This is a genomic window from Pantoea sp. M_10, from assembly GCF_008631515.1.
Lineage (GTDB): Bacteria > Pseudomonadota > Gammaproteobacteria > Enterobacterales > Enterobacteriaceae > Pantoea > Pantoea anthophila.
The window spans coordinates 428,842-453,300 of the sequence record NZ_VWUL01000004.1; the positions used below are offsets into that span (position 1 = coordinate 428,842).

General features: G+C 55.3%; 27 protein-coding genes and 1 riboswitch. Of the genes, 17 read left to right on the forward strand and 10 right to left on the reverse strand.

The annotated features are described in order from the left end of the window. Positions 1-172 precede the first annotated feature (172 nt). Positions 173-1,243 carry a LacI family DNA-binding transcriptional regulator gene (locus F3I47_RS14520; protein WP_046102866.1) on the forward strand — a complete coding sequence of 357 codons (1,071 nt, stop codon included), beginning with the start codon at positions 173-175 and terminating at the stop codon, positions 1,241-1,243. Between the two features lie 124 nt (positions 1,244-1,367). Here the strand turns inward: F3I47_RS14520 and F3I47_RS14525 are convergent, their stop codons facing one another. Continuing rightward, entirely contained in the window at positions 1,368-2,141 is a 774-nt protein-coding gene (locus F3I47_RS14525; protein ID WP_140029265.1) for a hypothetical protein, read from the reverse strand. Positions 2,142-2,534: 393 nt separating this feature from the next. Here F3I47_RS14525 and F3I47_RS14530 point away from each other — a divergent pair, with 393 nt between their 5' ends. Then, the gene (locus F3I47_RS14530) at positions 2,535-3,782 is read left to right on the forward strand and encodes a sensor domain-containing diguanylate cyclase (protein WP_150029273.1); all 1,248 of its coding nucleotides are present in this window, start codon (positions 2,535-2,537) and stop codon (positions 3,780-3,782) included. 71 nt (positions 3,783-3,853) lie between these two features. On the opposite strand, the gene F3I47_RS14535 is transcribed toward F3I47_RS14530, so the two are convergent. Then, on the reverse strand, positions 3,854-4,234 hold the full coding sequence (locus F3I47_RS14535; protein WP_140029264.1) for a helix-turn-helix domain-containing protein: 381 nt from the start codon (positions 4,232-4,234) through the stop codon (positions 3,854-3,856). Positions 4,235-4,332: 98 nt separating this feature from the next. Between F3I47_RS14535 and F3I47_RS14540 the strand changes: the two genes are divergently transcribed. Further along, positions 4,333-5,061: an SDR family NAD(P)-dependent oxidoreductase gene (locus F3I47_RS14540; protein ID WP_150029274.1), complete on the forward strand. Its 729-nt coding sequence runs from the start codon at positions 4,333-4,335 to the stop codon at positions 5,059-5,061. Between the two features lie 77 nt (positions 5,062-5,138). Here F3I47_RS14540 and bla read toward each other — a convergent pair whose 3' ends face one another. Next, positions 5,139-6,035: a class A beta-lactamase gene (gene bla, locus F3I47_RS14545; protein WP_150041109.1), complete on the reverse strand. Its 897-nt coding sequence runs from the start codon at positions 6,033-6,035 to the stop codon at positions 5,139-5,141. A gap of 160 nt (positions 6,036-6,195) precedes the next feature. Between bla and F3I47_RS14550 the strand changes: the two genes are divergently transcribed. After that, entirely contained in the window at positions 6,196-7,065 is an 870-nt protein-coding gene (locus F3I47_RS14550; protein ID WP_150029277.1) for a LysR substrate-binding domain-containing protein, read from the forward strand. A 72-nt stretch (positions 7,066-7,137) separates the two neighbouring features. On the opposite strand, the gene F3I47_RS14555 is transcribed toward F3I47_RS14550, so the two are convergent. Beyond that, the gene (locus F3I47_RS14555) at positions 7,138-7,623 is read right to left on the reverse strand and encodes a glutathione peroxidase (RefSeq protein ID WP_150029278.1); all 486 of its coding nucleotides are present in this window, start codon (positions 7,621-7,623) and stop codon (positions 7,138-7,140) included. 183 nt (positions 7,624-7,806) lie between these two features. Next, positions 7,807-8,607: an SDR family oxidoreductase gene (locus tag F3I47_RS14560; RefSeq protein WP_058957222.1), complete on the reverse strand. Its 801-nt coding sequence runs from the start codon at positions 8,605-8,607 to the stop codon at positions 7,807-7,809. A gap of 357 nt (positions 8,608-8,964) precedes the next feature. Between F3I47_RS14560 and F3I47_RS14565 the strand changes: the two genes are divergently transcribed. Then, complete coding sequence (locus F3I47_RS14565) at positions 8,965-9,417, forward strand: GNAT family N-acetyltransferase (RefSeq protein WP_190311331.1); 453 nt, start codon at positions 8,965-8,967, stop codon at positions 9,415-9,417. Here the strand turns inward: F3I47_RS14565 and F3I47_RS14570 are convergent, their stop codons facing one another. Then, on the reverse strand, positions 9,418-9,897 hold the full coding sequence (locus F3I47_RS14570) for an Lrp/AsnC family transcriptional regulator (RefSeq protein WP_150029280.1): 480 nt from the start codon (positions 9,895-9,897) through the stop codon (positions 9,418-9,420). A gap of 436 nt (positions 9,898-10,333) precedes the next feature. Between F3I47_RS14570 and F3I47_RS14575 the strand changes: the two genes are divergently transcribed. Then, positions 10,334-10,960 carry a LysE family translocator gene (locus F3I47_RS14575; RefSeq protein ID WP_150029281.1) on the forward strand — a complete coding sequence of 209 codons (627 nt, stop codon included), beginning with the start codon at positions 10,334-10,336 and terminating at the stop codon, positions 10,958-10,960. Positions 10,961-11,116: 156 nt separating this feature from the next. On the opposite strand, the gene F3I47_RS22745 is transcribed toward F3I47_RS14575, so the two are convergent. Next, entirely contained in the window at positions 11,117-11,497 is a 381-nt protein-coding gene (locus tag F3I47_RS22745; protein ID WP_150029309.1) for a DUF2938 family protein, read from the reverse strand. Between the two features lie 141 nt (positions 11,498-11,638). Here F3I47_RS22745 and F3I47_RS14585 point away from each other — a divergent pair, with 141 nt between their 5' ends. Beyond that, positions 11,639-12,979: an MFS transporter gene (locus tag F3I47_RS14585; RefSeq protein WP_150029282.1), complete on the forward strand. Its 1,341-nt coding sequence runs from the start codon at positions 11,639-11,641 to the stop codon at positions 12,977-12,979. A gap of 551 nt (positions 12,980-13,530) precedes the next feature. Here F3I47_RS14585 and F3I47_RS14590 read toward each other — a convergent pair. Beyond that, positions 13,531-14,481, reverse strand: coding sequence for a hydroxyacid dehydrogenase (locus F3I47_RS14590; protein ID WP_150029283.1), 951 nt, complete (start codon positions 14,479-14,481; stop codon positions 13,531-13,533). Further along, positions 14,481-15,173, reverse strand: a complete 693-nt coding sequence (locus F3I47_RS14595) for an RraA family protein (RefSeq protein WP_046102875.1) — start codon at positions 15,171-15,173, stop codon at positions 14,481-14,483. Before F3I47_RS14595 ends, F3I47_RS14590 begins: the two co-directional genes overlap by 1 nt. 172 nt (positions 15,174-15,345) lie before the next feature. On the opposite strand from F3I47_RS14595, the gene F3I47_RS14600 reads away from it, so the two are divergent. The 5 genes from F3I47_RS14600 to F3I47_RS14620 all read left to right on the forward strand — a co-directional run bounded on the left by F3I47_RS14600 (position 15,346) and on the right by F3I47_RS14620 (position 19,943). After that, positions 15,346-16,056: an IclR family transcriptional regulator gene (locus F3I47_RS14600; protein ID WP_009093107.1), complete on the forward strand. Its 711-nt coding sequence runs from the start codon at positions 15,346-15,348 to the stop codon at positions 16,054-16,056. A 337-nt stretch (positions 16,057-16,393) separates the two neighbouring features. Next, positions 16,394-17,377: a DUF1852 domain-containing protein gene (locus tag F3I47_RS14605; protein WP_046102876.1), complete on the forward strand. Its 984-nt coding sequence runs from the start codon at positions 16,394-16,396 to the stop codon at positions 17,375-17,377. A 23-nt stretch (positions 17,378-17,400) separates the two neighbouring features. Continuing rightward, a complete protein-coding gene (locus F3I47_RS14610) occupies positions 17,401-18,432 on the forward strand; it encodes a methionine synthase (RefSeq protein ID WP_150029284.1) in 1,032 nt (343 codons plus the stop codon). A 302-nt stretch (positions 18,433-18,734) separates the two neighbouring features. Continuing rightward, positions 18,735-19,364 (forward strand): LysE family translocator, encoded by a 630-nt coding sequence (locus tag F3I47_RS14615; RefSeq protein ID WP_150029285.1) that lies wholly within the window; start codon positions 18,735-18,737, stop codon positions 19,362-19,364. Between the two features lie 141 nt (positions 19,365-19,505). Then, a complete protein-coding gene (locus tag F3I47_RS14620) occupies positions 19,506-19,943 on the forward strand; it encodes a GFA family protein (RefSeq protein WP_150029286.1) in 438 nt (145 codons plus the stop codon). A 42-nt stretch (positions 19,944-19,985) separates the two neighbouring features. Here the strand turns inward: F3I47_RS14620 and F3I47_RS22750 are convergent, their stop codons facing one another. After that, on the reverse strand, positions 19,986-20,315 hold the full coding sequence (locus F3I47_RS22750) for a DNA topology modulation protein FlaR (RefSeq protein ID WP_370462007.1): 330 nt from the start codon (positions 20,313-20,315) through the stop codon (positions 19,986-19,988). A 440-nt stretch (positions 20,316-20,755) separates the two neighbouring features. Here F3I47_RS22750 and F3I47_RS14630 point away from each other — a divergent pair, with 440 nt between their 5' ends. The 5 genes from F3I47_RS14630 to F3I47_RS14650 all read left to right on the forward strand — a co-directional run bounded on the left by F3I47_RS14630 (position 20,756) and on the right by F3I47_RS14650 (position 24,452). Further along, complete coding sequence (locus F3I47_RS14630; protein WP_150029288.1) at positions 20,756-21,874, forward strand: alkene reductase; 1,119 nt, start codon at positions 20,756-20,758, stop codon at positions 21,872-21,874. 16 nt (positions 21,875-21,890) lie between these two features. After that, positions 21,891-22,208, forward strand: a complete 318-nt coding sequence (locus F3I47_RS14635; RefSeq protein ID WP_150029289.1) for a helix-turn-helix transcriptional regulator — start codon at positions 21,891-21,893, stop codon at positions 22,206-22,208. A 107-nt stretch (positions 22,209-22,315) separates the two neighbouring features. Beyond that, positions 22,316-22,436, forward strand: a riboswitch (TPP riboswitch). Between the two features lie 84 nt (positions 22,437-22,520). Next, positions 22,521-23,504: an FAD-dependent oxidoreductase gene (locus tag F3I47_RS14640; protein WP_190311332.1), complete on the forward strand. Its 984-nt coding sequence runs from the start codon at positions 22,521-22,523 to the stop codon at positions 23,502-23,504. Beyond that, on the forward strand, positions 23,494-23,691 hold the full coding sequence (gene thiS / locus F3I47_RS14645; RefSeq protein WP_009093097.1) for a sulfur carrier protein ThiS: 198 nt from the start codon (positions 23,494-23,496) through the stop codon (positions 23,689-23,691). The genes F3I47_RS14640 and thiS overlap by 11 nt, the downstream gene beginning before the upstream one ends. Positions 23,692-23,693: 2 nt before the next feature. Beyond that, positions 23,694-24,452 (forward strand): thiazole synthase, encoded by a 759-nt coding sequence (locus F3I47_RS14650; protein WP_009093096.1) that lies wholly within the window; start codon positions 23,694-23,696, stop codon positions 24,450-24,452. The last annotated feature ends 7 nt before the right edge of the window (positions 24,453-24,459 follow it).

The window sequence follows — 24,459 nt, forward strand, 5'->3', positions numbered from 1 at the left end:
GAGGTACTGCAAATAAAGCGGCGCTATTTGTAACGATTAGTGAATCAGATCACCAAATCTCAATATGTGAAGGTATTACTTTTGCTTTTTATTCATGCAATGTGACAGCGGTGGGCTGGCTGACATCACGGCTGTGATACCATTCCGCCATTGGTCATCAGGGATGCGAATTATGAAATCAAAAAATGCCACCTTAGAGGATGTCGCCCGCCACGCTGGCGTCTCGTATCAGACGGTTTCGCGGGTTTTGAATAAGTCGGCAAACGTTTCGGAATCAACGCGGCGCAAGGTGGAACACGCTATTGAAACCCTGCGCTATGTACCTAACAGGCTGGCACAGCAACTGGTGGGTAAGCAGAGCACCACGCTGGGTCTGGTGACCACCTCGCTGGCGTTGCATGCCCCCTCGCAGGTGGCCGCTGCGGTTAAACGTTATGCTAATGCTGCTGACTACCAGGTGCTGATTGCCATGATTGATGAGAACGTCAATCAAAGCCTCCAGGATTGCATCAATGAGCTGAAGTCTCAGCGGGTGGACAAGGTGATCATCAACGTCCCGCTGGAGAGCCACGATGCTGAGCAAATCGTGCAGGAGAATGACGATATCCTTTGTCTGTTTCTGGATGTCGATCCTTACAGCGCGGTGTTTAACGTTTCGTTTAACCCGGCTGACGGCACCCGTGCCAGTGTTAAATATCTCTATGAGCAGGGCCATCGCGAGTTCGCCCTGCTGGCCGGACCCGAGCAGTCGGTTTCAGCAAATCTGCGTCTGAAAAGCTGGCTGGATACGCTGGAGAGTTACCGTCTGAAGCCCGTCAGCATCAGCCACGGTAACTGGGACGCACAGAGTGGTTACAACGGTGTACTGCAGCTGCTGCGGGAAGCGCCCGGATTCAGCGCACTGCTGGTGGGCAACGATCAGATGGCGCTGGGTGTGCTGAGCGCGCTGCATCAGCGCGGCGTGGCGGTGCCGGGCCAGATCTCTGTGATTGGTTATGACGACACCTATGAAAGTGCGTTTTTTCATCCGGCGCTGACTACGGTGTCGCTGGACCTCGATTTGCAGGGCAAAGAGGCGGTTGCAAGGCTGTTGCTGGCCAGCGAACAGGATGAGCAGCGTTCTTCCTCGATTCTGCCGGCTAAACTGGTGGTGCGCAGTTCGACCGGTATGGCCGGACAGCAGCAGCGGGATTTAAAGCAGATAGCAGAACAACTGCGCCTCATCGCCAGCCGGCTTGAGTAGCCAGCCGGCATATTCTGTAGCCAGAGCAGGTACACCTGTTAACGGCAAATCCAGAAAAGCCGCCGGTGCAGGCGGCTCTGATAAGGACTGAAGCTGGCGTGTGCCCGTTTTCCCGTTCGCGCGGTTAATGCGCGGTGGCGGTTTTCGCGGCCGGGCGCTGGGGCAGCAGCACCAGCAGCGCGATGATGATCAGGCCCAGCGTCAGCGAGGCACCGTAGCGACTCAACGCGAGCCCGCCCGAGGCAAGCGGTTTATCCAGAAAATCGCCCACCACTGCACCCAGAGGCCGCGTGAGGATAAAGGCCGCCCAGAATAGCGCAGTGCGCGAAAGCGAGGTAAAGCGACTCGCCGCCCAGATAAGCGCCAGCGCACCTGCAAACAGCAGAATACCGCCATCGTAACCCAGCCCTTCACTGTCTGCCGCCCAGTCACCTAATGCCGTGCCCAGCGTCTGGGAAAACATGATGGTCACCCAGTAGAAGGTCTCAGTGACGCCATTGTTCACCGAACTGACCGCCACCGTGCCGCAGGTTATTTTCCAGAGAAACAGAGAGAGGGTCAGCAGCGTGATCAGCAGCAGAGTGCCACCCGGATAGCCAATATTCAGGGAGCGGTCGGCAAAATCTGCCAGCGTGGTGCCCACCGTGGTGGTCGCCACCACGGTAAACCAGTAAATCCATTTATTGAAACCGGGACGGTTAATCTGCACCACCACCGCGACAAGAAAGATAATGGCGAAAATCAGCGTTCCTGTCAGATATCCCAGATTCATTGACATGGTTACCGCATCGCCGCCGGTTTCACCCAGGGTTGTCGCCGCGATTTTGGTTAACCAGAATGCCGCGGTTACGGCAGGCACTTTACTCAGAGAAAGCGATGCTGTGTTGTTATTTTGCATAGGGTCACGCTCCGGAAAAAGCCCAATATGAGCTAACAGAGCAGGGATGTTATAAGAGTATTCTTAAGGAAAGATGAAGCGCCGGAAAGTGGGGCAGTTAACGCGACAGGGCTAAAGATTCCGGCCTGATGAGCCGATAAACAGGAGCTGATACCTCAGAGACTGCACCCTGTCATAAACGTTCTGCGCACATCCCTGTAAGGATCGCGGCCTCAGAAACAACGGCCAGCCAGGTCCGGGCGCCCGCCATGCGCGATGGCCGGTTTCGCCTCAGGCTCACCCAGTGACTGTCGCCTCCTGCCGCGTCAGACGGACATTTACGGTTATAATCAGGTCTGTAGCGACGAGTATTGAGCTTGTTTAGTATCGTCAGCAACATCGGAGTCGGCCGCCATGAACTTAATGATTAAACCCTCTTTCACTGCCGTCTGGTCTACAGACGCTCAGGGTATCTGCGTTGCCAGTCAGGAAACACCGGCTGGCCTGATGCCTGCTCTGAAGGGGGTGACGCTGAGTTCCTGGCTGGAACTGGCGCAGGCTGACGATGATGCAAAGATCGCGCTGCAGCTGACCGCGGCGCTGGAATATCTGACCCCTTTCTACTTTGAAGTGCCTATCCACTGTCTGGACGGTGAAACACGCCGCGTCGTGGTTTCCGGCCTGCCGGACAGTCTGCCTGGCACCTCCCACCAGAAGTACAACGGCTTCATACTGGATGTGACTGCGCAGCGTAAAGCGCTGGAGGATGCGGTGCGCACGGCGGCGGAATATCGCCTGCTGATCGAGAACAGTACCGATCTGATTGCCCATTGTGATGCGAATGGCAGATACGTCTCGATCTCGCCCTCCTACAGCGAAATGATAGGCTGGAGACCTGAAGAGGTGGTTGGTCAGTTGGTGGTCGATTTCCTGCATCCTGACGATCGCGAATCTGCCTCGGCAGCGCTGGCACATATCTTCAGCGGCGGAATGCTGCCGGATGTGGTTGAAGTACGTAAACGGCATCGTGACGGCCACTACCTCACGCTGGGCACTAAAGCCTGTGGCGTCAGCAATCCCTCTTCAGGCAAAAATATCGGTGCCGTGCTGGTTTCGCGTGACATCACGCGTGACAAGGAAAGGATGCGCAATCTCGAAGAGCTGGCGACCCGCGACCCGCTGACCGGGCTGCCTAATCGCGCCTGGATTAACGAGCAGATTGGCCGAATGCTGGCGGAGACAGAGGATCCGGCTTTCACCACCGTGATGTTTATCGATCTCAATGGATTCAAGGCAGTGAATGATCTCATGGGCCATGCGACAGGGGATGCCTTACTGCAGCAGGTCGGTGAACGGCTGCAGCGCTGCATGCGCCCGGGCGACTCGGTGGCCCGGATGGGCGGCGATGAGTTTATTGTGGCCGCAAAGTGCAGTCATCGCGGGGTGGCATCGGCCATCGCCCTGCGCATTATTGACAGCCTTGAGGCCCCCTTCGTCATCGATAACATGGACGTGCGCATCGGTGCAGCGATTGGCATCAGCCTGGCCCGCTTCGGAACGGCAACGGCGAAAATGCTGTTCGAGCGCGCCGACAAAGCGATGTATCAGGCTAAAGCCCGCCGCGATAGCTCCTATCAGTTTTTTGAGCAGGCAGCCCTGTGATCACTGGCTGTACAAATCCTGTCGGCCGCTGCGCTTAGCGCCATCTCACTCCTGTCTCCCGCACTTGAAGATCACGTCTGCTGTCCCGGCTCACGCTCATCATACTCCTCCTGAGCCTGCTGCATGGTTTCGCCATGTTGCTTCGCCCAGTTGACCAGCGCGACAAACGGGTCCTGCAGGGTTCTGCCCAGAGGCGTGATCGCATACTCCACCGCGACAGGTGAGGAGGCGATCACGTGCCGGCTTATGAGTCCGTTTCGCTCCAGACGGCGTAATGCCTCAGTCAGTGATTTGTGGGTAATGGGATCGAGCCTGCGCTTAATGGCATTAAATCGCGACGGCTGTGAGCACAACACGGTCAGGATTAACACCGACCATTTGTTGGCAACCTGTTCCAGGATCGGGCGGGTACTGTTGATCTCTGCCAGCAGAGCGGTGATATCGGTGGCCATGCGGTTTCCTCAAGGATATCTGGTGTACATCAGGTGCGTAATTGACACTAAATATACGAAATGTATCATCCATCGTTCAACCTCTTTACGGAGTGGCAATGATGAAACTGAGTGGAAAAGTGGTTCTGGTGACCGGTGGCAGCAGCGGTATCGGTCTTGCCATCGCTCGCCGTTTTGTGCAGGAAGGCGCACGGGTTTTTATAACCGCCCGACGCGAAGCTCAGCTGGCAGAGGCGGTTACGCTAACCGGCGGTCAGGCTGAAGCGATAGCGGGTGACCTGACGGATGCCAGCGATCTCGCACGTTTGTTCGGGACGATTCAGGCCAGAGCCGGTCGCCTCGATATCCTGGTTAATGCTTCAGGTGTGGCTGTACCGGCAAACCTGGATGAGACCTCAGCAGAACATATTGACCTTATTTTTGGTCTGAACGTTCGTGCCATGGTGCTGACGGTACAGCATGCTGTCAGGCTCATGGAGGAGGGAGGGGCCATTCTGCTGATCGGTTCCATCGCGGGGGGAATCGCCAATCCGGGTTATGGAACCTATTCTGCCAGCAAGGCCGCTGTTCGCGCTTATGCCCGTACCTGGAACAGCGAACTGGCACCGCGCGGTATCAGGGTCAACACACTCAGTCCGGGCCCGACGGATACGCCGATGTTCGACCAGGCCAGCGATGAACTAAGGCAGGCACTGAGCGCGCGAATACCGGCAGGGCGGCTGGGCGATCCGGATGAAGTGGCTGCAGCGGCCCTGTTCCTGGTCTCGGACGAAAGCCGTTACATCTGCGGCAGCGAACTGGTGATTGATGGTGGCATGACGGCCTGACGGCCATGTGCTGAAACCGGTAAACCGGCCGGCCAGGGCCGGTTTTGCTCACAGAACAGCTCTGAACCTGTCCGTCTTTATTGCTGGACAGCGTCCGCAATCACTCTGGCTGCGCTGGTGAGCACATCTTTACGCGCGGCGGCGCTTTTATCGTGCTGCGTAAAGTAGGTGGTCAGGACGAGGGGGGCGTGATTTTTCGGCCAGATAACGGCGATGTCATTGGTGGTGCCGTAGTCGCCACTGCCGGTTTTATCGGCCACTATCCAGTCTGCCGGAAGGCCCGCTTTAATACTGGCTGCCCCCGTGGTATTGCCCTTCATCCAGGCTGTCAGTGTGGCTTTCTGATCGTCTTTAAGCGCAGAACCTAAAACAAGTTTGTTAAGACTCGCTGCCATCGCTGAAGGGGTAGTGGTATCGCGAGGATCACCCGGAATCGCGGTGTTGAGGCCTGGCTCGTTTCTGTCCAGCCGGAACGTCGTATCACCAAGGGTTCGCGCAAACTGCGTGGCATGCTGCGGGCCGCCCAGATACGCCAGCAGCTTGTTCATCGCCGCGTTATCGCTGTATTGCAGGGCCGCCGCGCTCAGCTCCGCGAGGCTCATTGCCGAACCGATATGCTTCATGGTGACAGGATTGTAATTCACCATATCGTGCTGACTTATATGAATTTTCTTATTAAGTAAAGTATCAGCATTTTTATTTTTTTTTAACCCTTCGCTCTTTTTTAATATCGCAGCAACGGCCATCACCTTACTGGTACTGCACAGTGGAAATCTTTCGTTGCCGCGCCAGGAATATTGCGCACTATCAGACGTATCAATGACGGCCAGGCCGAGCCGGCCTCCGGATTGACGTTCAAGTTTCTCAAACTGATTGTTCAGGGATTGCTGATCGAAAGCCGCATGTGCTGACGCTGAACATCCCGCTGCGGCGAATAACACTATTCCGGCCAGGCGATTTTTGAATTTATTCATTATTAAACGTTCCCTATACAAAAATTAATTAAATCTGAATTGTCACAAGGCCGTGACTGAATATCGTTCCCCTTAATTACGGGCTCCAAAATAAATCAGTTTTCCGGCGAGTCAAAACGGTATAAATTGATGCCAGTCATAACTTTTTCTGGGGGCTATAGTGAAAGGGGATATTCCGCTTAACGCTCTGCGTGCATTTGAAGCCTCTGCCCGCCATCTCAACTTTACCCGGGCAGGCATGGAACTGTTCGTTTCGCAGGCGGCGGTCAGCCAGCAGGTCAGATTGCTTGAAGAGCGGTTAGAAACCACATTATTCAGAAGGCTTTCGCGTGGTCTTGAAATGACCGATGAGGCGCGACTGCTCTTTTCTGAGATTTCTGATGCCTTTCATCGGATTGAGAAAGCCTATCGTCAGTTTGAAGGGGGAGAAGTCAGGGAGGCGCTCACGCTCTCCTGTGTCGGCACCTTTGCGCTGGGCTGGCTTCTGCCGAAAATTGACGATTTCCGGCAACGCCATCCCGCTATCGAACTGAGTATTCAGACCAATAACAATGTGGTGAGCATCGCCGGAGAAGGTGTCGATTTTGCTATAAGATATGGTTCTGGCAACTGGTCGGCATCACATAATCAACTGCTCTTTGACGCTCCGCTGACGCTATTATGCCGGCCAGATACGGCGAAAAGACTTAACCGGCCTGAGGATATTACGGGCGAAAATTTATTGCGCTCTTATCGTCATGAAGAGTGGGAGAACTGGTTTGCTGCGGCGGGTATTCCCCCCTTCAGAATTAACGGGCCTGTTCTGGATTCATCGCGTCTGATTATTGATGCCGTATTGATTACCGGGGGCGTTGCGCTGGCACCGGAAATTATGTTTGAACCGGAAATAAAAGGCGGGCTGCTCGTCAGGCCTTTTGATATTTATTCCGGCAATGACGGATACTGGCTGACCTGGCAAAGAGCCCGGAAAATGACGCCGTCGATGCAAATATTCCGTGAGTGGATTATTCAGACCATTATCAGACAGTAGCGCGCTTGATATCGCTGCGCTTCAGAACAGGGCAGAAGCCTGTCGGCAGGCTTCAATTTTCAGAAGGCGCGCTCATCGCGCTGGCAACGCAGCGACAATGGCCGACTCCATCTTCTCCGGGGCGGTGATGGGGGCAAATCGCTTTAGCGGTGTGCCGTCGGGTCCAATCAGGAATTTCGTGAAGTTCCACTTGATTCGGCCACCCGGAATGCCGGGTAACGCCTCTTTCAGGTAACGAAACAGCGGGTGTGCCGCGGCCCCGTTGACCTCCACTTTGCCGAACATCGGGAAACTTACGCCGTAATTGATGTGGCAGGTCTGTGCGATATCGTCAGCACTACCGGGCTCCTGCCTGCCGAACTGATTGCAGGGGAAACCCAGTATCACCAGTCCCTGATCGGCATATCTGCGATAAAGGGTTTCCAGGCCAGCATACTGCGGTGTGAACCCACAGCGGCTGGCGGTGTTGACCACCAGTACCGTCCTGCCTGCGTAGTCTGCCATGGAGGCCGTCTGACCGTTCAGAAGCGGGGCCGTAAATTGATAAAAGGACGTCATGTCGGAAACCTCAGAACAAAACCGTGTAAGGCGTGATTGTCGCATGGCGCGGCGGGCGGATCACCTGCTGAGCGGCAGCCACAGCAGAGACAAACGCCCGGAGAATGCACTGCTTCGGGCGCCGGTCACTGCCAGGGGGCGGATAAGACCTGCCGCCCTGATCCTCTGCGCGAGGCAGAGGAATCAGCCGTTGTCGCGGAATCCGGGATAAAGACTCATGCCACCATCTATAAAGAGCGTCGTGCCATGAACGTAATCGGAAAGATCGCTGGCAAGCCAGACTACCGCATTCGCCACATCTTCAGCCGCACCGATGCGGCCATAGGGGATCAGTTTTAACAATGCTTTGCCCGCCTCACCCTGGGTGGTCTCCTCATTAATGGCGGTCGCGATAGCGCCAGGCGCAACCGAGTTAACGCGGATACGCGCCTCACCCACCTCCTGCGCCAGCGTCTTCATCAGCAGGTCTACGCCGCCTTTGGAGGCGGCATAGTTAACGTGTCCGGCCCAGGGAATGAGCTGATGAACCGAACTCATATGAATAATCTTCCCTGCCGCTCTGCTGATCTCCGGACTGTGTCCCTGATCGCGGAACTGGCGCAGCGCAGCCCGCGCACATAAAAACTGCCCGGTCAGGTTTACATCCAGAACGGTATTCCACTCCTCCAGTGTCATATCGATTGAGGGGGCATCTTTCTGCAGGCCTGAGTTAGCCACCAGAATGTCCAGTCTGCCAAACTCAGCAAGGGTCTGCGCAAAGAGATTGTCGACATCCGCCTCTTTCGACACGTCGCCTTTCACTGCGATGGCACGACCGCCACCGGCCCGTATTTTTTCTGCCAGCTCTTCGGCAGGCTCGGCCTGACTGTGATAGTTAATGACCACAGCGGCCTCTTCCTTTGCGAGGGCTTCTGCACAGGCATAGCCGAGGCCTGAACTGGCACCGGTCACCAGCGCAACCTGATTTTTGAGAGATAGATTCATGAGGCTTCCTTATTCAGTAAAGAGTCAAATTATGTTGTGACCGGCCGTTCTGTTCTGTGCGTCACTCAGCGGGAGCTGCGCCGTAAGAGGCTGGGGCACTCAGCTGTTTTTTTGCCACCAGACTCTGCGTGAGGCGGAACCGCGACCTCTCGCTGCCACGATTAAAAAGGGCGCAGGGTGATGAATCACTGAATTATAGATGCGAAGTAGAGGCTTAGCCGTGAATGCGCGACGAGCCCTCATCCGGGCATTGTGAGACGGGGCCAGTCTTATTTATCCGGTGCATGAGTGCCAGGGGGGATGTCGCTGACCGGATTTCGTTTTATTCTGACGGTTAAAAGAAAAACGGAGGCTGGCATGATTAGGGTAGAAAAAGCCGATCCCTGCGCCCCGGAGTCGCAACGGCTGATAAATGCGCTTTCAGCCGAGCTCGCGGCGATAACCGGCGATGATGGCAGGCGACACTTTGCAATGGCTGCTATGGATGAGGATAGGGCGCTCTGGGTGGTGGCAAGAAATCATCAGGGTGTGGCTGTAGGCTGCGGCGCTATCCGACCGCTTACAGAGACGGTTGCCGAACTGAAGAGAATGTATTCAGACCGCAGTGACGCCGGGATCGGGAGGGCATTACTGACTTTCCTCGAAGAGTCGGCGCTGGGAAGGGGATACACGGAAATCTGGCTCGAAACCCGTGCTGTGAACCATAAGGCTGTCCGTTTTTATCAGAACAGCGGATATAACCGCATCGCAAATTATGGGCCCTACATAAACCGGGAAGAGGCGGTGTGCTTTGCTAAGGTGCTATCGTAGTCATCCTTGCACAAACGCTTTATTTACAGGATAAGTAACGAGTGGTTTGATCTCTTTAAGGACAAACATACTCTGCATCTCTTTGATTCCCGGCAATCTGCGCACTACTGACATGGCAAAATCGGCATAGGAATCCAGATCCGATGCGACAACCTGCAGAAGGAAGTCGGCATCCCCACCGATGCTATAACAGGCCACAACGTCCTCAAGCGCCGTGACTTCCTCTTCAAACTTTCTGGCCTGCGCTTCACTGTGGCTGTCAATGACTACCCGAATGAAAACCATCACGCCCAGACCAATCTTTTTGCGATCCAGAACAGCGCGGTAACCCTTGATCACTTCATCTTCTTCAAGCCTGCGCACTTTGCGCCAGCACGGAGAAGCTGAAACGTTGATCTTCTCCGCCAGTTCCTGATTGGTGACGCGCGCATCGTTCTGCAGAACTTCCAGAATCTTCACATCTGTCGGGCTGAGTGCCATTTAGGGAAATTCCTTTCTTAATGTAATCAATAAGTGGTTATTTCTACCTGAAAACCTGCGCCGGGTAAATGAGATAGGTGACTCTTTCCTCTTTGTTTACGGCATAATTGATTCACCGTTCAGGAGAGATAAGGCAGGATAAGATCCTGTTCAGAGGTCATGCATACTCTTCTCTTTCTCAATCACCTGAATTTATTTTCTGGCTCAAGGCAAAAAAAGAGGGTTTTAAACCTGACTCTTCTCATTATGACCTGCATAAGAGTCTGCTTTACGTTATGCAATTTAAAAGCGGGTGTCAGAGTTTTAATTTCCCTGGCTCCGTTATTTTTCTCTGAAGCGTTCTGGTGGTGTCCAAAACATTAAAGATTATTGCTACATGAATTAGCGGCGCTTTTAATCCGCCGTCCCTCTCTCTTTTATTAAAACAGGAATGACGATGTCTGGAATCGCTCAGGTAATTTCTTATGTTGCAGCTCTCGGTCTGGCTGCTGCCATCCCCGGCCCCGGAATGACGGCGTTGGTTGCACGTAGTTTCTGTGGGGGTGCGGTTTCCGGTTTTGCTATGCTGGCAGGACTTATTCTGGGGGATTTGATCTATTTAACACTGGCGATATTCGGTCTGGGGGTGATTGGGCAGACAAATGACACTATCTTCACCCTGATTAACTATGCTGCTTCACTCTATTTATGTCTGCTCGCATGGCAGTTCTGGTGCAGCGAGCCGGAGGCGATAAATATTGCACAGAAAACGAAAAACAAAGAACTGGCAACAGCCTGGTTTTCAGGGCTGACCATAACGCTTGGGAATCCCAAAACTATCGCTTTCTATCTGGCGATACTGCCTCTTGTCATTTCTCTGGATAATGTGTCATTAAAAATATGGGGAGGAATGCTGGTGCCCGTGACCGTATTGGTCCTTTTAAGCGTTGGCGCAGTTTTTATTCTTGCCGCGCTCAGAATACGCCATCTGCTCGCCAGTGAAAAAGCGCAACGACGCCTTTTTCGACTGGCCGCATCCATTATGATTCTGGCTGCGTCTGGAATGGTAATAAAGAATCTTTAACTTCCGGTTATATATCCGCAACCCGCTCCCCTGAGAATCATTGAATGAATGGGCGCTCTGTTCTTCAGCAATCTTAAAAAGTCACTCGCCGTTTTCGGTCAGGAGAATGCAGTGGCATCAAATGCAGCGCGTTTTAGGCAGAGCCTCCATCCGACGCTAATAAGTCAGCAAGGTTGTGATTGAGAGTCCGCATCCATACGCTATATGCGTAAGAAGGCTAAGCCGTCGGGCTCGCCAGGGACGGGGCGTTCGCGACGCCGCGAAGCCAAAACCCAGCGCGGGCTGAAGCACGATAAAGGAAGCGGATAGCGTTAGCAGACCAGTCAGCAGAGCCGTCCTGAATGAGGGGTCATGAAACCAGGCGGATCCATCCAGAATAAGCGGTATAAAAGCAAAAATTATCCCTGGATGACGGCCTTTGATCTCATTACTCTCTCCCGTCGCATAAGCCCCGCAAAAAATCTGTCCGCTCTTTATCCTGGTAACGACTTGCTCGTCACATAAACCAGATGTGCTGAATACTTTTTTGTGACAAATAACACAACCTGATTACATCTTCCGGCGGAGACGCTTTTTTATCGTGATAATGGTTTTACTGAGTACATTAATGTTTTACAGAGTACAACAATGCGTTTTGCGTATCATGCGCAAAACGATGACAAAAATGTGAGGATCATCATGTCTGAAAAACAGCACATCACGACTTTCTCTGCCGATATCGAGCAGCAGACCGTAAAAAAGGTGGTCTGGCGCATTTTGCCATTTCTGATTGTCTGTTATCTGATTGCCATTATTGACCGCGGCAACATAGGCATGGCTTCGTTGCAGATGAACGAAGATCTGGGGTTGTCGAAAGCGGTGTTTGGCCTGGCGAGCAGCCTGTTTTTCGTTGGTTACTTCCTGTTTGAAGTTCCCAGCAACCTTGCGATGCAGAAGATTGGTGCAAAGATCTGGATTTCGCGCATCATGGTCTCCTGGGGCATCATCTCGGTCTGTACGGCCTTCGTCGAAAGCGCCAATACGCTCTATGTTCTGCGCTTCTTACTGGGTGCCGCTGAGGCAGGATTTTTCCCGGGCGTCATTCTTTATCTGACCTACTGGATCCCCGGCAAATACCGTGCACGCGTCATCGCGACCTTCATGGTGGCTATCCCTGCCGCGAACTTTATCGGCTCACCTATCTCAGGGCTGATTCTGTCACTCGATGGCTGGCTGGGCATGCGCGGCTGGCACTGGCTGTTCATCCTGGAAGGCATTCCGGCCGTGGTGCTGGGTGTGGCCGCTTTCTTCATGCTGAGCAACCGCCCCTCTGATGCCGGCTGGCTGAATCAGGAGCAGAAAGCCTGGCTGAATACCACGCTGGAAGCGGAAAACGCGAAGAAAAAAGCGATTGGTCACATCTCCCTGTGGAAGCTGCTGCGCCATAAACATATCTGGGTGATGGCGCTGATTTATGCAGGTGCCTCGGCGGCAGGTTCAACGCTGAGCGTCTGGTCTCCGCAGTTGCTGAAATCTTTCGGTCTGGACAACTTCACGACCGGTTTAGTAAATGCGATCCCTTACGGTCTGGCTTCTGTTCTGATGATTGTCTGGGGCAGAAGCTCTGACCGCAGCGGCGAACGTCGCTGGCACACCGCGCTGACGCTGTTTTTAATCGCAGGTGGTCTGCTCTCTGCATTCCTGACCAACACGCTGACCGGCAGCGTCGTGATTCTGTCGCTGGTGCTGATTGGTGCTTACTCAATGAAAGGGCCTTTCTGGGCGCTGGCTTCGGGCTGGATGTCATCCACGACGGCTGCGGCGGGTCTGGCTGCTATCGGGGCGATGGCAAACCTGATTGGCGGAGGATTGATGGTTAACGTTTACGGCATCATCAATCAGGCCACCGGCAGTCACACCCTGGCAATGCTGCCACTGGCTGTGCTGTGCAGTGTAGGCGGCATCGCCGTGCTGGTTATGGGACGTACCAAAAAATTAAACATTGAAGTTGAGAATACTGCTTCACCCGTCAGTAAATAACGTTGTCAGCCCGGAGACGCTGCTCGCCGCGTCTCCGGGCTTCTCCCTTCACTCATCCTCCTGCCGCCTCTTTTACCTGATCGATCTCTTTATGTGCAACACCCCTCTCGCTCACGCAACAGCCATGTTAACTCGCCCATCTTCTCACTGAGCCACGCCCGGCGCTCCTGTAAGCCTGTGGCAGGCTGTCATCCCCTCTGAATGCCATCTGACGAAAGCCGGCTGTATGCAGGGGTTCACCCTCGGCTGGAGGAAGAGTGGTTTAAGGAGCGCTGGTTCAGCCAGATGGGAGGTGCTGACAATGACTCTGGCCCTGCAGGGACAGGTGACGCTATCTGCGGGTGTTTAAAGCTGGAATGGCGCGATGTGGCATCTGAATGCTGAGCGCGCCTGTCAGGGCGTGGCAGGCCACAGGGAGGGCAGAGGGAAAGTTTCAGAGGACAGGGTGGTAAAGCGGCAAGGGCATAGCCCGACAGCAGGCAGAGGGGAGAACGCATAAAAAAACCGGCTAAACGGCCCAGGCGCCTGTTTAGCCGGTCAGGAAAAGCCGATCAGGAAACCGGACTTTCGTCTTTCACCGGTTCTGCCAGCACGTTCAGCACGTTTGTGGCTGCCACGGTGCCCATCTTCACGTAGGAGCTATCACTGACGCCACCAATGTGTGGCGACAGAATCACGTTGTCGACATTCTGCCAGATATGCGGGGCGGTCAGCGGTTCTGTGGCAAAGCTGTCCAGCGCCGCCGAGGCGATCGTGCCGTCATTCAGTGCCGCGATCAGGGCTTCATCATCGATCAGTCCCCCGCGAGCCGTATTCACCAGAATGGCGCCTTTTTTACACAACGCCAGCGACTCTGCATTGATCATCTTTTGGGTCTGTTCTGTCAGCGGGCAGTGCAATGAAACCACATCTGACTGACGCAGCAGATCGTCCAGCGAGGAGGAGACACACTCATCCGGGAAAGTGCGCGCATAGGGATCATAGGCCAGGACGTTCATGCCAAAAGCGCGGCCGATACGGGCCACGCGACCCCCTATCGCCCCCAGACCCACCAGCCCGAGGGTTCTGCCCTCCAGCTCCACGGATTTGTGGGTCGATTTATCCCAGTGTCCCTGACGCATGCGTTGATCCAGGGGGATCACCGATTTAGCGCAGGCCAGGATCAGCGCCCAGGCGTGCTCTGACACGGCAGCCGCGTTGGCACCCGGGGCCGACTGAACACTGATATGACGCTCAGCGGCGGCTTTCTGATCGATGACATCGATGCCACTGCCGTGTTTGGAGATAACGCGCAGAGCGGGCGCGGCGTCCATGATGCGGGCGTTAATCTTGCCATAGCGGACGATGATCCCCACCGGGTTGTGCTGCTGGCAGAGTTGAACCAGAGTCTCTTCACCCGGCTGTTTGCCTGCATACACAATCGTGAAATCGTCGAGCAGGCTGACTGCCTGCGGTGCCAGATCGCTGGCGGTGACCAGAATGACAGGAGAAGAGGTCGTCATTACAGCACCTCCCCGTCAACCAGCATGCCAGCCGTAAGCAGCGCTTTCTCTAACCAGGGCGCGCGGAGATCGCCATCGCGAATGGCGGCGATGCGGCTGGTTTCGAAATCCAGTTTTTTCTGCGCCAGTTCGATCAGGGCCGGAACGGCTTCACGAGGCAGCACAACCACGCCATCGATATCGCCAATCACCAGATCGCCAGGCTGAATCGCTGCGCCTGCTACTGAAACAGGGAAGTTAACCCGTCCCGCAACCGATTTGGTCGGGCCACAGGGATTCAGGCCCGCTGCAAATACCGGGAAGCCATTGGTGCTCAGTGCATCGGCATCACGAACCGCGCCATCGATAATAATCCCGGCAATGCCAGAAGCCTGCGCCTGAGTAGACATAATTTCGCCGATTAATGCGCAGCTGATGTCGCCTTTGCCATCAACCACAATCACATCGCCCGGCTGGGCAATAGCCAGTGCGGCGTGGATAGCGAGATTGTCACCCGGTCTGACTTCAACGGTGATAGCGGGACCGGCAACTTTCATGGTATGGGAAAGCGGCTTTACGCGTCCGTGCAGCGTTCCGCGTCGCCCGGCAACATCTGCCAGTATCGCGGCCTGAAACTGAGCAGCCTGTTTTACGAGCTCTGGCGCGATACGGGTAATGTCGCGATTGATGAAGGTATTATCTGCATGTGGCATAGATCATCCTCTTTCGTTTTACCAGGTACAACTTTGTTGTACAATATAAAACTACTATATCTACGTTAATTTGGATCACACCAGTGTTAAGCATTCATTTGTGATGTAAATACGATGTGAATCACAAATTACAGGGTAAACTGCCTGCCGTCGCAAACAGGAGAACCTGCTAATGGGGAATGAAGGCGTAATTGCCGTAGAAAAAGCGCTGGCGCTACTGGATTGTTTCAGGCCTGGCGAGGAGTCACTCACGCTGACCGCGCTGGCCCAGCTTTCCGGGTATCACAAAACGACGGTTTATCGCCTGATGAACTCACTGGAACGCATGAATTACGTTATCCGGCGCGACAACGGGGTTTATACCCTGGGGCCGAGACTGCTCTATCTGGGCAAGCTCTATGAACAATCCTTTCATCTTGCCACTATCGTCCAGCCTGAGCTTCATGCCCTGGCGACGGCCACGGGTGAAAGCGCCACATGGTATGTCATCGAGAAGGATCAGCGACTCTGTCTGTTCCGCGCGGAACCGTCAGAAGGCTTGCGGGAAACGCGTCTGCCCGGAACGTTTCTGCCGCTGGACAATTCAGCCATCGGAAAGGTGCTCCGCTGCTGGGGACGCAGAGAACCGCTGTTTGAGACTCAGCCGGAACTTCCGTTGTTTACCTCCGGTATCCGCGATCCGCATATTGCCTCATTATCACTTCCGGTGTTTGGTGAGGGCGACAATATGCTCGCGGCCCTGGCCCTGACCGGGCCCGCTTCACGCCTGACAGAGGCGAAACGCGACGGCGGTCTGGGTAAACTGATGAAAGAGGCGGCGCACAGGCTTTCCCTGAAATCGGGTGCACGAAAAGCCTTCTGCGATGATTTTTATAAGATCTAGCGCAGCGCACCAGCGGTAACGTTACCGCTGGTGAGATAAGCCCGGCACCCGTGCAGATTTGCCGCAACGCCGGGTTCTGTGCGAAGGTGACAGGCCCGCGCACGGGTGCGGGTAAATGAATGTCCCGCCCGATCGTGAAAAATCCCCCGCTTTCCCGTCTCAACATGAATTTCCTTCATGTTCGTTGAAATTTAATCACTTTTTTTCACCCGTCCGTTGAGGCATAAAGTAAGAATTGTTAATAACTTTGAGAAATATGAATGCTTGTTAAGGGATAGCAAAGCTGCATAACCCTCTCAGCAACAATTCATATCAGCGACCAGGATACCCGATAGCGATGAACAACGATTTTGCCTTTACCATCAAGCGTATTCGTTTCGACGAAAACTATAACCCTTCAAAAAATACGCGCGCGACGACGAACTTTGCGAATTTAGCGCGTGGCGAAAAGCGTCAGGAAAATCTGCGCAACGCCCTGGTGATGATCGATAATCGTTTTAACTCGCTGGCGCACTGGGACAATCCAAAGGCTGACCGCTATTCCGTTGAACTTGAGATCATTTCTGCGGAGCTGAATCTGCAGGGTGGCGCTGACGGCGAAGCGTTTCCGGCTATCGAAATTTTAAAAACCTATATCGTGGATCATCACACCGGTGAGCGCAGCGAAGGCATTGTGGGAAATAATTTCTCATCCTACGTGCGCGATTATGATTTCAGCGTGGTGCTGGCAGATTTTAATAAAGGGCAGACTGAATTCAGCACGCCCGCGGATTTTGGCCAGCTGCACGGCAACATTTTTAAAAGCTTTGTTAACTCAGCGGTCTATAAAGAGAATTTCAGCAAATCACCGGTTATCTGCCTGAGCGTGTCCAGCAAAAACACCTATGTGCGCACCGGCAATCAGCATCCCATTCTGGGCATTGAATATCAGCAGGATGCACCCTCACTGACCGATTTCTACTTCGGGAAAATGGGCCTGAAAGTGCGTTTCTTTATGCCGCAGGGCAGCGTTGCGCCGCTGGCGTTCTATTTCCACGGGGATCTGCTCAGCGATTACACCGACCTTGAGCTGATCGGCACTATCAGCACCATGGAAACGTTCCAGAAGATCTATCGCCCTGAAATCTATAACGCGAATTCCGCTGCCGGTCACTGCTATCAGCCGACGCTGCAGCATCAGGATTACTCTTTAACCCGGATTGTTTACGATCGTGAAGAGCGCAGCCGGCTGGCTGTTGAGCAGGGGAAATTTACTGAGGCCCATTTCATTAAGCCTAACCAGACCCTGCTGGCGCAATGGTCCGCTGAATCCGTTCTTTAATTAAAATTAAAAGGTCACCTGCTATGAAAACCTTATTACCGACATCCACCGCTGGCAGCCTGCCAAAACCCTCCTGGATTGCACAGCCAGAGGTGCTCTGGTCACCCTGGAAACTGCAGGATGATGAGTTAGTGGCGGGTAAATTAGATGCGCTGCGTCTCTGCCTGGACGATCAGGTGCGGGCGGGGATCGATATCGTCAGTGATGGTGAGCAAACCCGTCAGCACTTCGTCACGACCTTTATCGAACACCTCAGCGGCGTGGATTTTGAAAAGCGCGAAGTGGTGCGTATCCGCAATCGCTATGATGCCAGCGTCCCGACCGTGGTGGGTGAAGTCTCCCGTCAGAAGCCGGTCTTTGTCGAAGATGCAAAGGTTTTACGTAAGCTGACCGATCGTCCGATTAAATGGGCGCTGCCGGGGCCGATGACCATGATCGATACCCTCTTCGACAACCATTATAAAAGTCGCGAAAAACTGGCGTGGGAATTTGCAAAAATCCTCAACCAGGAAGCGAAAGAGCTGGAAGCCGCAGGCGTGGATATTATTCAGTTTGATGAGCCGGCTTTTAACGTCTTTTTCGACGAAGTCAACGACTGGGGCATTGCGGCACTAGAGCGCGCTGTCGAAGGGCTGAAGTGTGAAACCGCCGTGCATATCTGCTATGGCTATGGCATCAAAGCGAACACCGACTGGAAGAAAACGCTGGGAACCGAGTGGCGCCAGTATGAAGAGGTCTTCCCGAAACTGCAGCGCTCATCGATCGATATCGTCTCGCTGGAGTGCCAGAACTCGCGGGTGCCGATGGATTTGATCGAGTTGATTCGCGGTAAAAAAGTGATGGTCGGCGCCATCGATGTGGCAACCCATAATATTGAGACGCCGGAAGAGGTCGCCAGTACGCTGCGCAAGGCGTTGCAGTTTGTGGATGCCGGAAATCTCTACCCTTCGACCAACTGCGGCATGATCCCGCTGCCGCGTCATGTTGCCAATGGCAAGCTCAACGCATTAAGCGCAGGCGCAGAGATTGTCCGCAGAGAAATTCTGGGCAAATAAGCGCTTCCTGAGCCCGTTCAGTCCGGCGAATGATTTCATTTTCACAATGCGATCGGCCGGACTGACTCTTAATCCTGCTTTTACCCGTCTCATTTCCCGCTAAACCTCTTCAGCACTGCGCCCGTGCGCGATGACAAATGCGCATATAAACCGCTCAACCTGCCGGATTTCACCCGGACTATCCTGACCTGATCTTTATCGCCGCTGAATGATTCCGCCCATCAGGCGGACAACAGCATCACTGGTAAATGTTCGCCACAACCGATATAACAGATTGATAACAATCAATCTCAGAGGCAGTTATGGCGCTTTCGCATGAATTACTCCTGATTTTCACCACCTACTTTGTCGCCACGGCCAGCCCGGGTCCCAGCAATATGGCGATAATGGGAACGGCGATGAAAAAGGGCAGGGGGGCCGCCCTGGCGCTGGCAGCAGGTGTGGTGAGCGGCTCGATGATCTGGGCGCTACTGGCCGCCTGTGGCGTGCTGACGGTGCTGGCCACCTACGCAAAGTTGCTGATTGTATTGAAGGTTGGCGGCGGGTTATATCTGCTCTGGCTGGCATATAAAGCAGGGAAATCGGCCCTGCGCCGCACCGAAGCGACAGGCATTGATGCCAGCACTGAGCGGGTCGCCTGGGGCAGACTGTTTCGCCAGGGAATACTCATGCATGTCGGCAATCCCAAGGCGATTCTCACCTGGGTGGCGATCATGTCTTTTGCCCTGAAGCCCGATATGGCTGCCTCCACGGTACCGCTGATCGTCGCCGGCTGTGCAACGATCTGTCTGCTGGTGTTCGGTGGATATGCGCTGCTCTTCTCGACGGCGGTGATGAGCGCGTTCTATCGCCGCATCCGTCGTGGACTGGAGGCGCTGTTAGCCTGCTGCTTTGCGCTGGCGGGGCTGAAACTGGTGTTCAGTCGCCAATAAGTCGGGGATGGCCGTTCGCGACTTCTGCATGAAAATGGCACACCCTGTGCTGATGCAAACAACGGTTTCGCCAGGGTGTCACTGCGATCAGGGGGGCATCCGCAGCGGTGGCCTCTCTCATTACATCAACAAGGCGGTGAAATGAAAGGCTCGTGCTTGTGTGAAACGGTGGTTTTTGAGCTGGCAGCGCCACCCACGCTTTACTACCGTTGTCACTGTTCGCTGTGCAGAAAGCAGAGCGGAACCGGTTATAACCTGGCGACGCTGGTGAAAGCGGGGGAGTTCCGCTGGACTGGCGGAGAAGATCACCTGGCGTCATGGCAAAAAGCCAGCGGTTATCGCAACGATTTCTGCACCTGCTGTGGCTCCACCGTGCCCAACCCGCTGCGGGACCGGCCTTATATCTGGATTCCGGTGGGTTTACTCAATGAGGCGGTGGATATGCAGTGTGTCGGCGACTTCTGCACCGATGATGCGATGCCCTGGGACACGACCCGCTCAGCAACCACCCATGCCGGACCGGTGCCGTCGCTGACGGCGCTGCTGACCCATCTGAAACTTGCTGATGAATCGCCATAGTTTCTCTGACGGTTTCTGTCCGCATTCCTGGCCGTTGGCTGGTTATGCTCCAGAGTGTTTTAGCTGAAGTCCCCACTCTTCCGCGCAGAGATTCATGGCGCGAGGAGAACTGAGCAGCAGTTTTGGCAGCGTGAGCGAGTCATAGAGCTGCCTGTGCCGCTTCCGGTTCTGAGGGGCGATGCGGATGATGTAGTTTAACATCGCCAGGCTTACCGGCTCTTTGCGAGTCCTGAGTCCTCCGATCCTCGGCGTGGAGGAGTAGCATCGCCGGACATAGCGCAGCAGCGCTAAGGGCACGCTGACATCCAGAAGAATCAGTCCGGTGGCCCGGGCGAGTCGTGCTTCAATACACTTGGTGTAGTTGCCTTCCATGATCCATCTCTCCTGACTGACTGCTTCAGCGTGTAAACGAAGGAACACGTCCGGCTCCCTGGGCACCCACTGACTGCCTGGAATATGATGCAACTGATCCAGGTGCACCACAGGCAGACCTGTTTTGCGTGACAGGGCCTCAGCCAGCGTGGATTTTCCGCTGTTAGAAGGCCCGAGAATACAAATGCGTGGTCCCAGCGCGTCTGACGAGATTAGCCTGTTCACAAATAGCTCCCTGTTAAATCCGATAAATGCGCGCTGAGGGGGGTTGCGTCTGCATCCGGAACAGCAATCTTACCCCACGGGTTCATTGCCTGGCGATAAGCCTCTCATAACCTGATGAAATCGGGGACAGGAAAATAAAAAGCCCATAAACACATTTACAAATTTAAATGTGTAAATATAATGTCGCCTCTTCAAACACCAGAGGATTTTTTGTCATGCCATCACTTTTTACCCCCCTGAGCCTGGGCGACCTTCAGCTCCGTAACCGCATCGTTCTGCCGCCGCTGACCCGCTGCCGCAGTGAGCAGCCGGGCAATGTTCCCGGTCCGATGATGGTGGAATATTATCGCCAGCGCGCCGGTGCCGGACTGATGATCACTGAAGGCACCCAGATTGAGCCTCGCGGGCAGGGCTATGCATGGACGCCAGGGATACACAGTGAAGCGCAGATTGCGGGGTGGAAAAAAGTCACCGAAGCAGTGCATCAGGAAGGTGCCACTCTTTTCTGCCAGCTCTGGCACGTGGGGCGGGTGTCCCATAATGAACTTCAGCCAGGAAAAGAGGCCCCGGTTGCGCCGTCAGCGATAGCCGCCGATAACGTCCGGGTCTTTATTGAAACCGGACCGGGTGCCGGAATGTTAACCGCGCCCAGCGAGCCGCGGGCACTGACGAACGCGGAAGTAAAAGAGATTGTGGCGCTTTACCGGCGGGCGGCGGAAAATGCCAAAGCGGCCGGGTTCGATGGCGTTGAGCTTCACTCCGCCAACGGCTATCTGATTAATCAGTTTATTTCTGAGCACACCAACTTCCGTACGGATGAATATGGTGGCTCGCCTGAGAATCGTCTGCGTTTTCTGCGTGAAGTGGTTGAAGCGGTAAGTTCGGTCTTTGGCAGTCATCGTGTCGGCGTCCGGTTTGCCCCGCTTTTCAGCAGCACGGACGAAGATCGCGTCTATCTGGGCCTGGTCGAACGCGATCCGCATGCGACTTATATCCGCGCTGCGCAGCTGCTCAATGAGCTGGAAATTGGTTATCTCTCTATCGCCGAGGCGGACTGGGATAACAGTCCTGACCTGCCGGAGAGCTTCCGGATTGCGCTGCGGGAAACCTTCCGCTCGCCCATTATCTACTCAGGTCGCTACACCGCCGAAAAAGCACAGCGGATGCTGGATAAAGGGTGGGGCGACCTGTTTGGTTTTGGCCGCACCTTTATCGCCAACCCCGATCTGCCCGCGCGGATTAAAGCAGGCAATCCGCTGAATCCTGTGGATCACACCTCCCTGTATGGCGGAACGGAGAAAGGGTATACTGACTACCCTGTTTATCCATCCTGATGTTTTGTGAGGCGGCATGTCACCCGAAGAGGCCCTGAAGTTACTGGCCAATCCCACCAGAATGGCCGTGCTGATGTGGCTCAAAAACCCTGACGAAGCGTTTGCGGGCTATGTCCAGCTCTATCCCTTCGACCAGTATGGCGTCTGTGCCAGTCTCATCCAGGACAAGGCGGGCTTATCGCAGCCCGCCACTTCGTTATGCCTGAAAGCCCTGCAGAGTGCCGGACTGGTGGAAACCAGCAAAGTGGGTAAATGGACCTACTATCGCCGCGCCGAACCGCGTATTCGGGAAGTCACCGACGCGGTGACGCACTCCCTGCAGGCGCTGCTATAGACGTCGCCGCGCGCCTCTGATCCGGTAGCGACATCTTTCCTTGTCTCTCTCTTTCTGCGTCGCGCCCCTGCACACTGCTTGACGAAGCTGTTCGCTTCACTTACAACTAAACCCGTCAGGGGAGTCTCGCCGGAGAGACTGAGAGGCTGATAGCGCACCCGCGCGGCTCAGCGACCCTTAGAACCTGACCCAGTTGATACTGGCGTAGGAAGACGGGTATCGCATCAGATACTTGCCGCAGGAGCGCATTCGCGTCGCTTCTGCCTATTCCCTCTGTATCACGGGTCTTCGTTAACGGATAACGAGGCGAATGTGACCCACTCAATCCTGAATCTCTCTTCTTCTGTGGCGGGCAGCCAGGGCCGCTGGTCGGTGCTGGGCAGCGGCGTCGCCGGACTCTGTGTCGCCACCCTGCTGGCGGAACGGGGAGAAGCTGTCGAAATTATTACTCAGCCTGACTGCCGGGCAGCCTCGCACTGGGCGGGCGGCATGCTCGCGCCCTGGTGCGAGGCAGAAAGTGCACCGCCAGAGGTGATCGAATGGGGCCAGCATGCCGCGGGCTGGTGGGCAAAGCGTGTGGATGGCGTGGTGCAGCAGGGCACGCTGGTGGTTGCACCGCCGCGTGACAGCCGTGAGCTGACGCGCTTTGCCAGCATGACGCAGCAGCATCAGTGGGTGGCCCCCGGCGACGTTGAGCCGGCGCTGGAAAACCGCTTCGCTCGCGGCCTTTTTTTTGCCCGGGAAGCGCATCTCGACCCGCGTCGGGCGCTGCAGCAGCTGCAGGATACGCTCAAAGAGGCGGGCGTGCCGTTTCACAGCGGTCAGCCCGGCGGAAAGATTATCGACTGTCGCGGCATCCACGCCGCCGATCAGCAGCCCGCGTTGCGTGCCGTGCGCGGCGAAATGGTGATCCTCCATACCCCCGACATTTGCCTCTCCCGTCCCGTCCGGCTGCTCCATCCGCGCTTTCCCTGCTATCTGGTGCCTCGTGCCAATGGGCGCTTCATGCTGGGTGCCACCATGGTCGAAAGCCATGACAGCAGCCCGATTAGCGCGAAAGCGATGATGGAGCTGCTGAGCGCCGCTTACAGTCTGCATCCGGCGCTGGCTGAAGCGCGTATCGTCGAGAGCGGCACCGGGTTGCGTCCTGCTTACCGGCAGAATCTGCCGGAGGTGCGCTACGAAAATGGCCGCTTCTCGCTCAACGGCCTCTACCGACACGGCTTTTTACTGGCCCCGATAATGGCTGAAAACCTTATGCGGCGACTGACTCAGGAGACACCCCATGCGAATTGAACTCAACGGACGCGCGATTGAAACCGGCGCAACGACCCTGGCGGAGCTGATGCAGGAGCAGCAGATCGATCCGCGCACCGTCGCCACCGCCCTGAACGGTGAGTTTGTGCCGCGCACCCGTTACGCCAGCCAGCGACTTGAGGCCGGGAATCAGCTGGAAATTCTATCCCCGATGCAGGGAGGTTAATCATGTTTTATCAGTTTGCACCAACATCCCGTTTTCTGCTCGGCACCGCCGGTTACCCCTCGCCGGAGATTCTGCATCAGGCGATCGACGCGTCAGGCGCGGAGATCATTACCGTCAGCCTGCGACGGGAGGGGCGGGAAGGCGCGGCCTTTCGCACGCTGCTGCAACAGCTCAACAAACGGATTCTGCCGAATACGGCCGGCTGCCATTCGGTAAAGGAGGCGGTGACCACGGCGCAGATGGCGCGTGAACTGTTTGATACCCCCTGGATCAAGCTGGAGGTGATTGGTCATGCCGACACGCTGCAACCCGACCCCTTTGCCCTGGTGGAAGCCGCCCGCATTCTCTGCGCTGACGGATTTCAGGTGTTTCCCTACACCACAGAAGATCTGATTGTCGGTGAAAAACTGCTGGAAGCCGGCTGTGAAGTGCTGATGCCCTGGGGGGCACCGATTGGCTCCGGCCAGGGACTGCGCAATATCGAGGGGCTGCGCGCCATGCGTGCCTGGTTTAAGGATATTCCGCTGATTATTGATGCGGGGATCGGCGCGCCGGGCCAGGCGGCTCAGGCGATGGAGATGGGCTTTGATGGCGTGTTGCTCAACACGGCCGTAGCAAAAGCTCGCGATCCGGTCCGGATGGCCGGTGCCTTTGCCGCCGCGATCCATGGGGGACATGAGGCGTTTCAGGCCGGGCTGATGGAGCAGCGCGATATGGCGTCGGCCTCCACGCCCCTGTTTGGTCTGGCACAGTTCAGTTAAGGAGCGA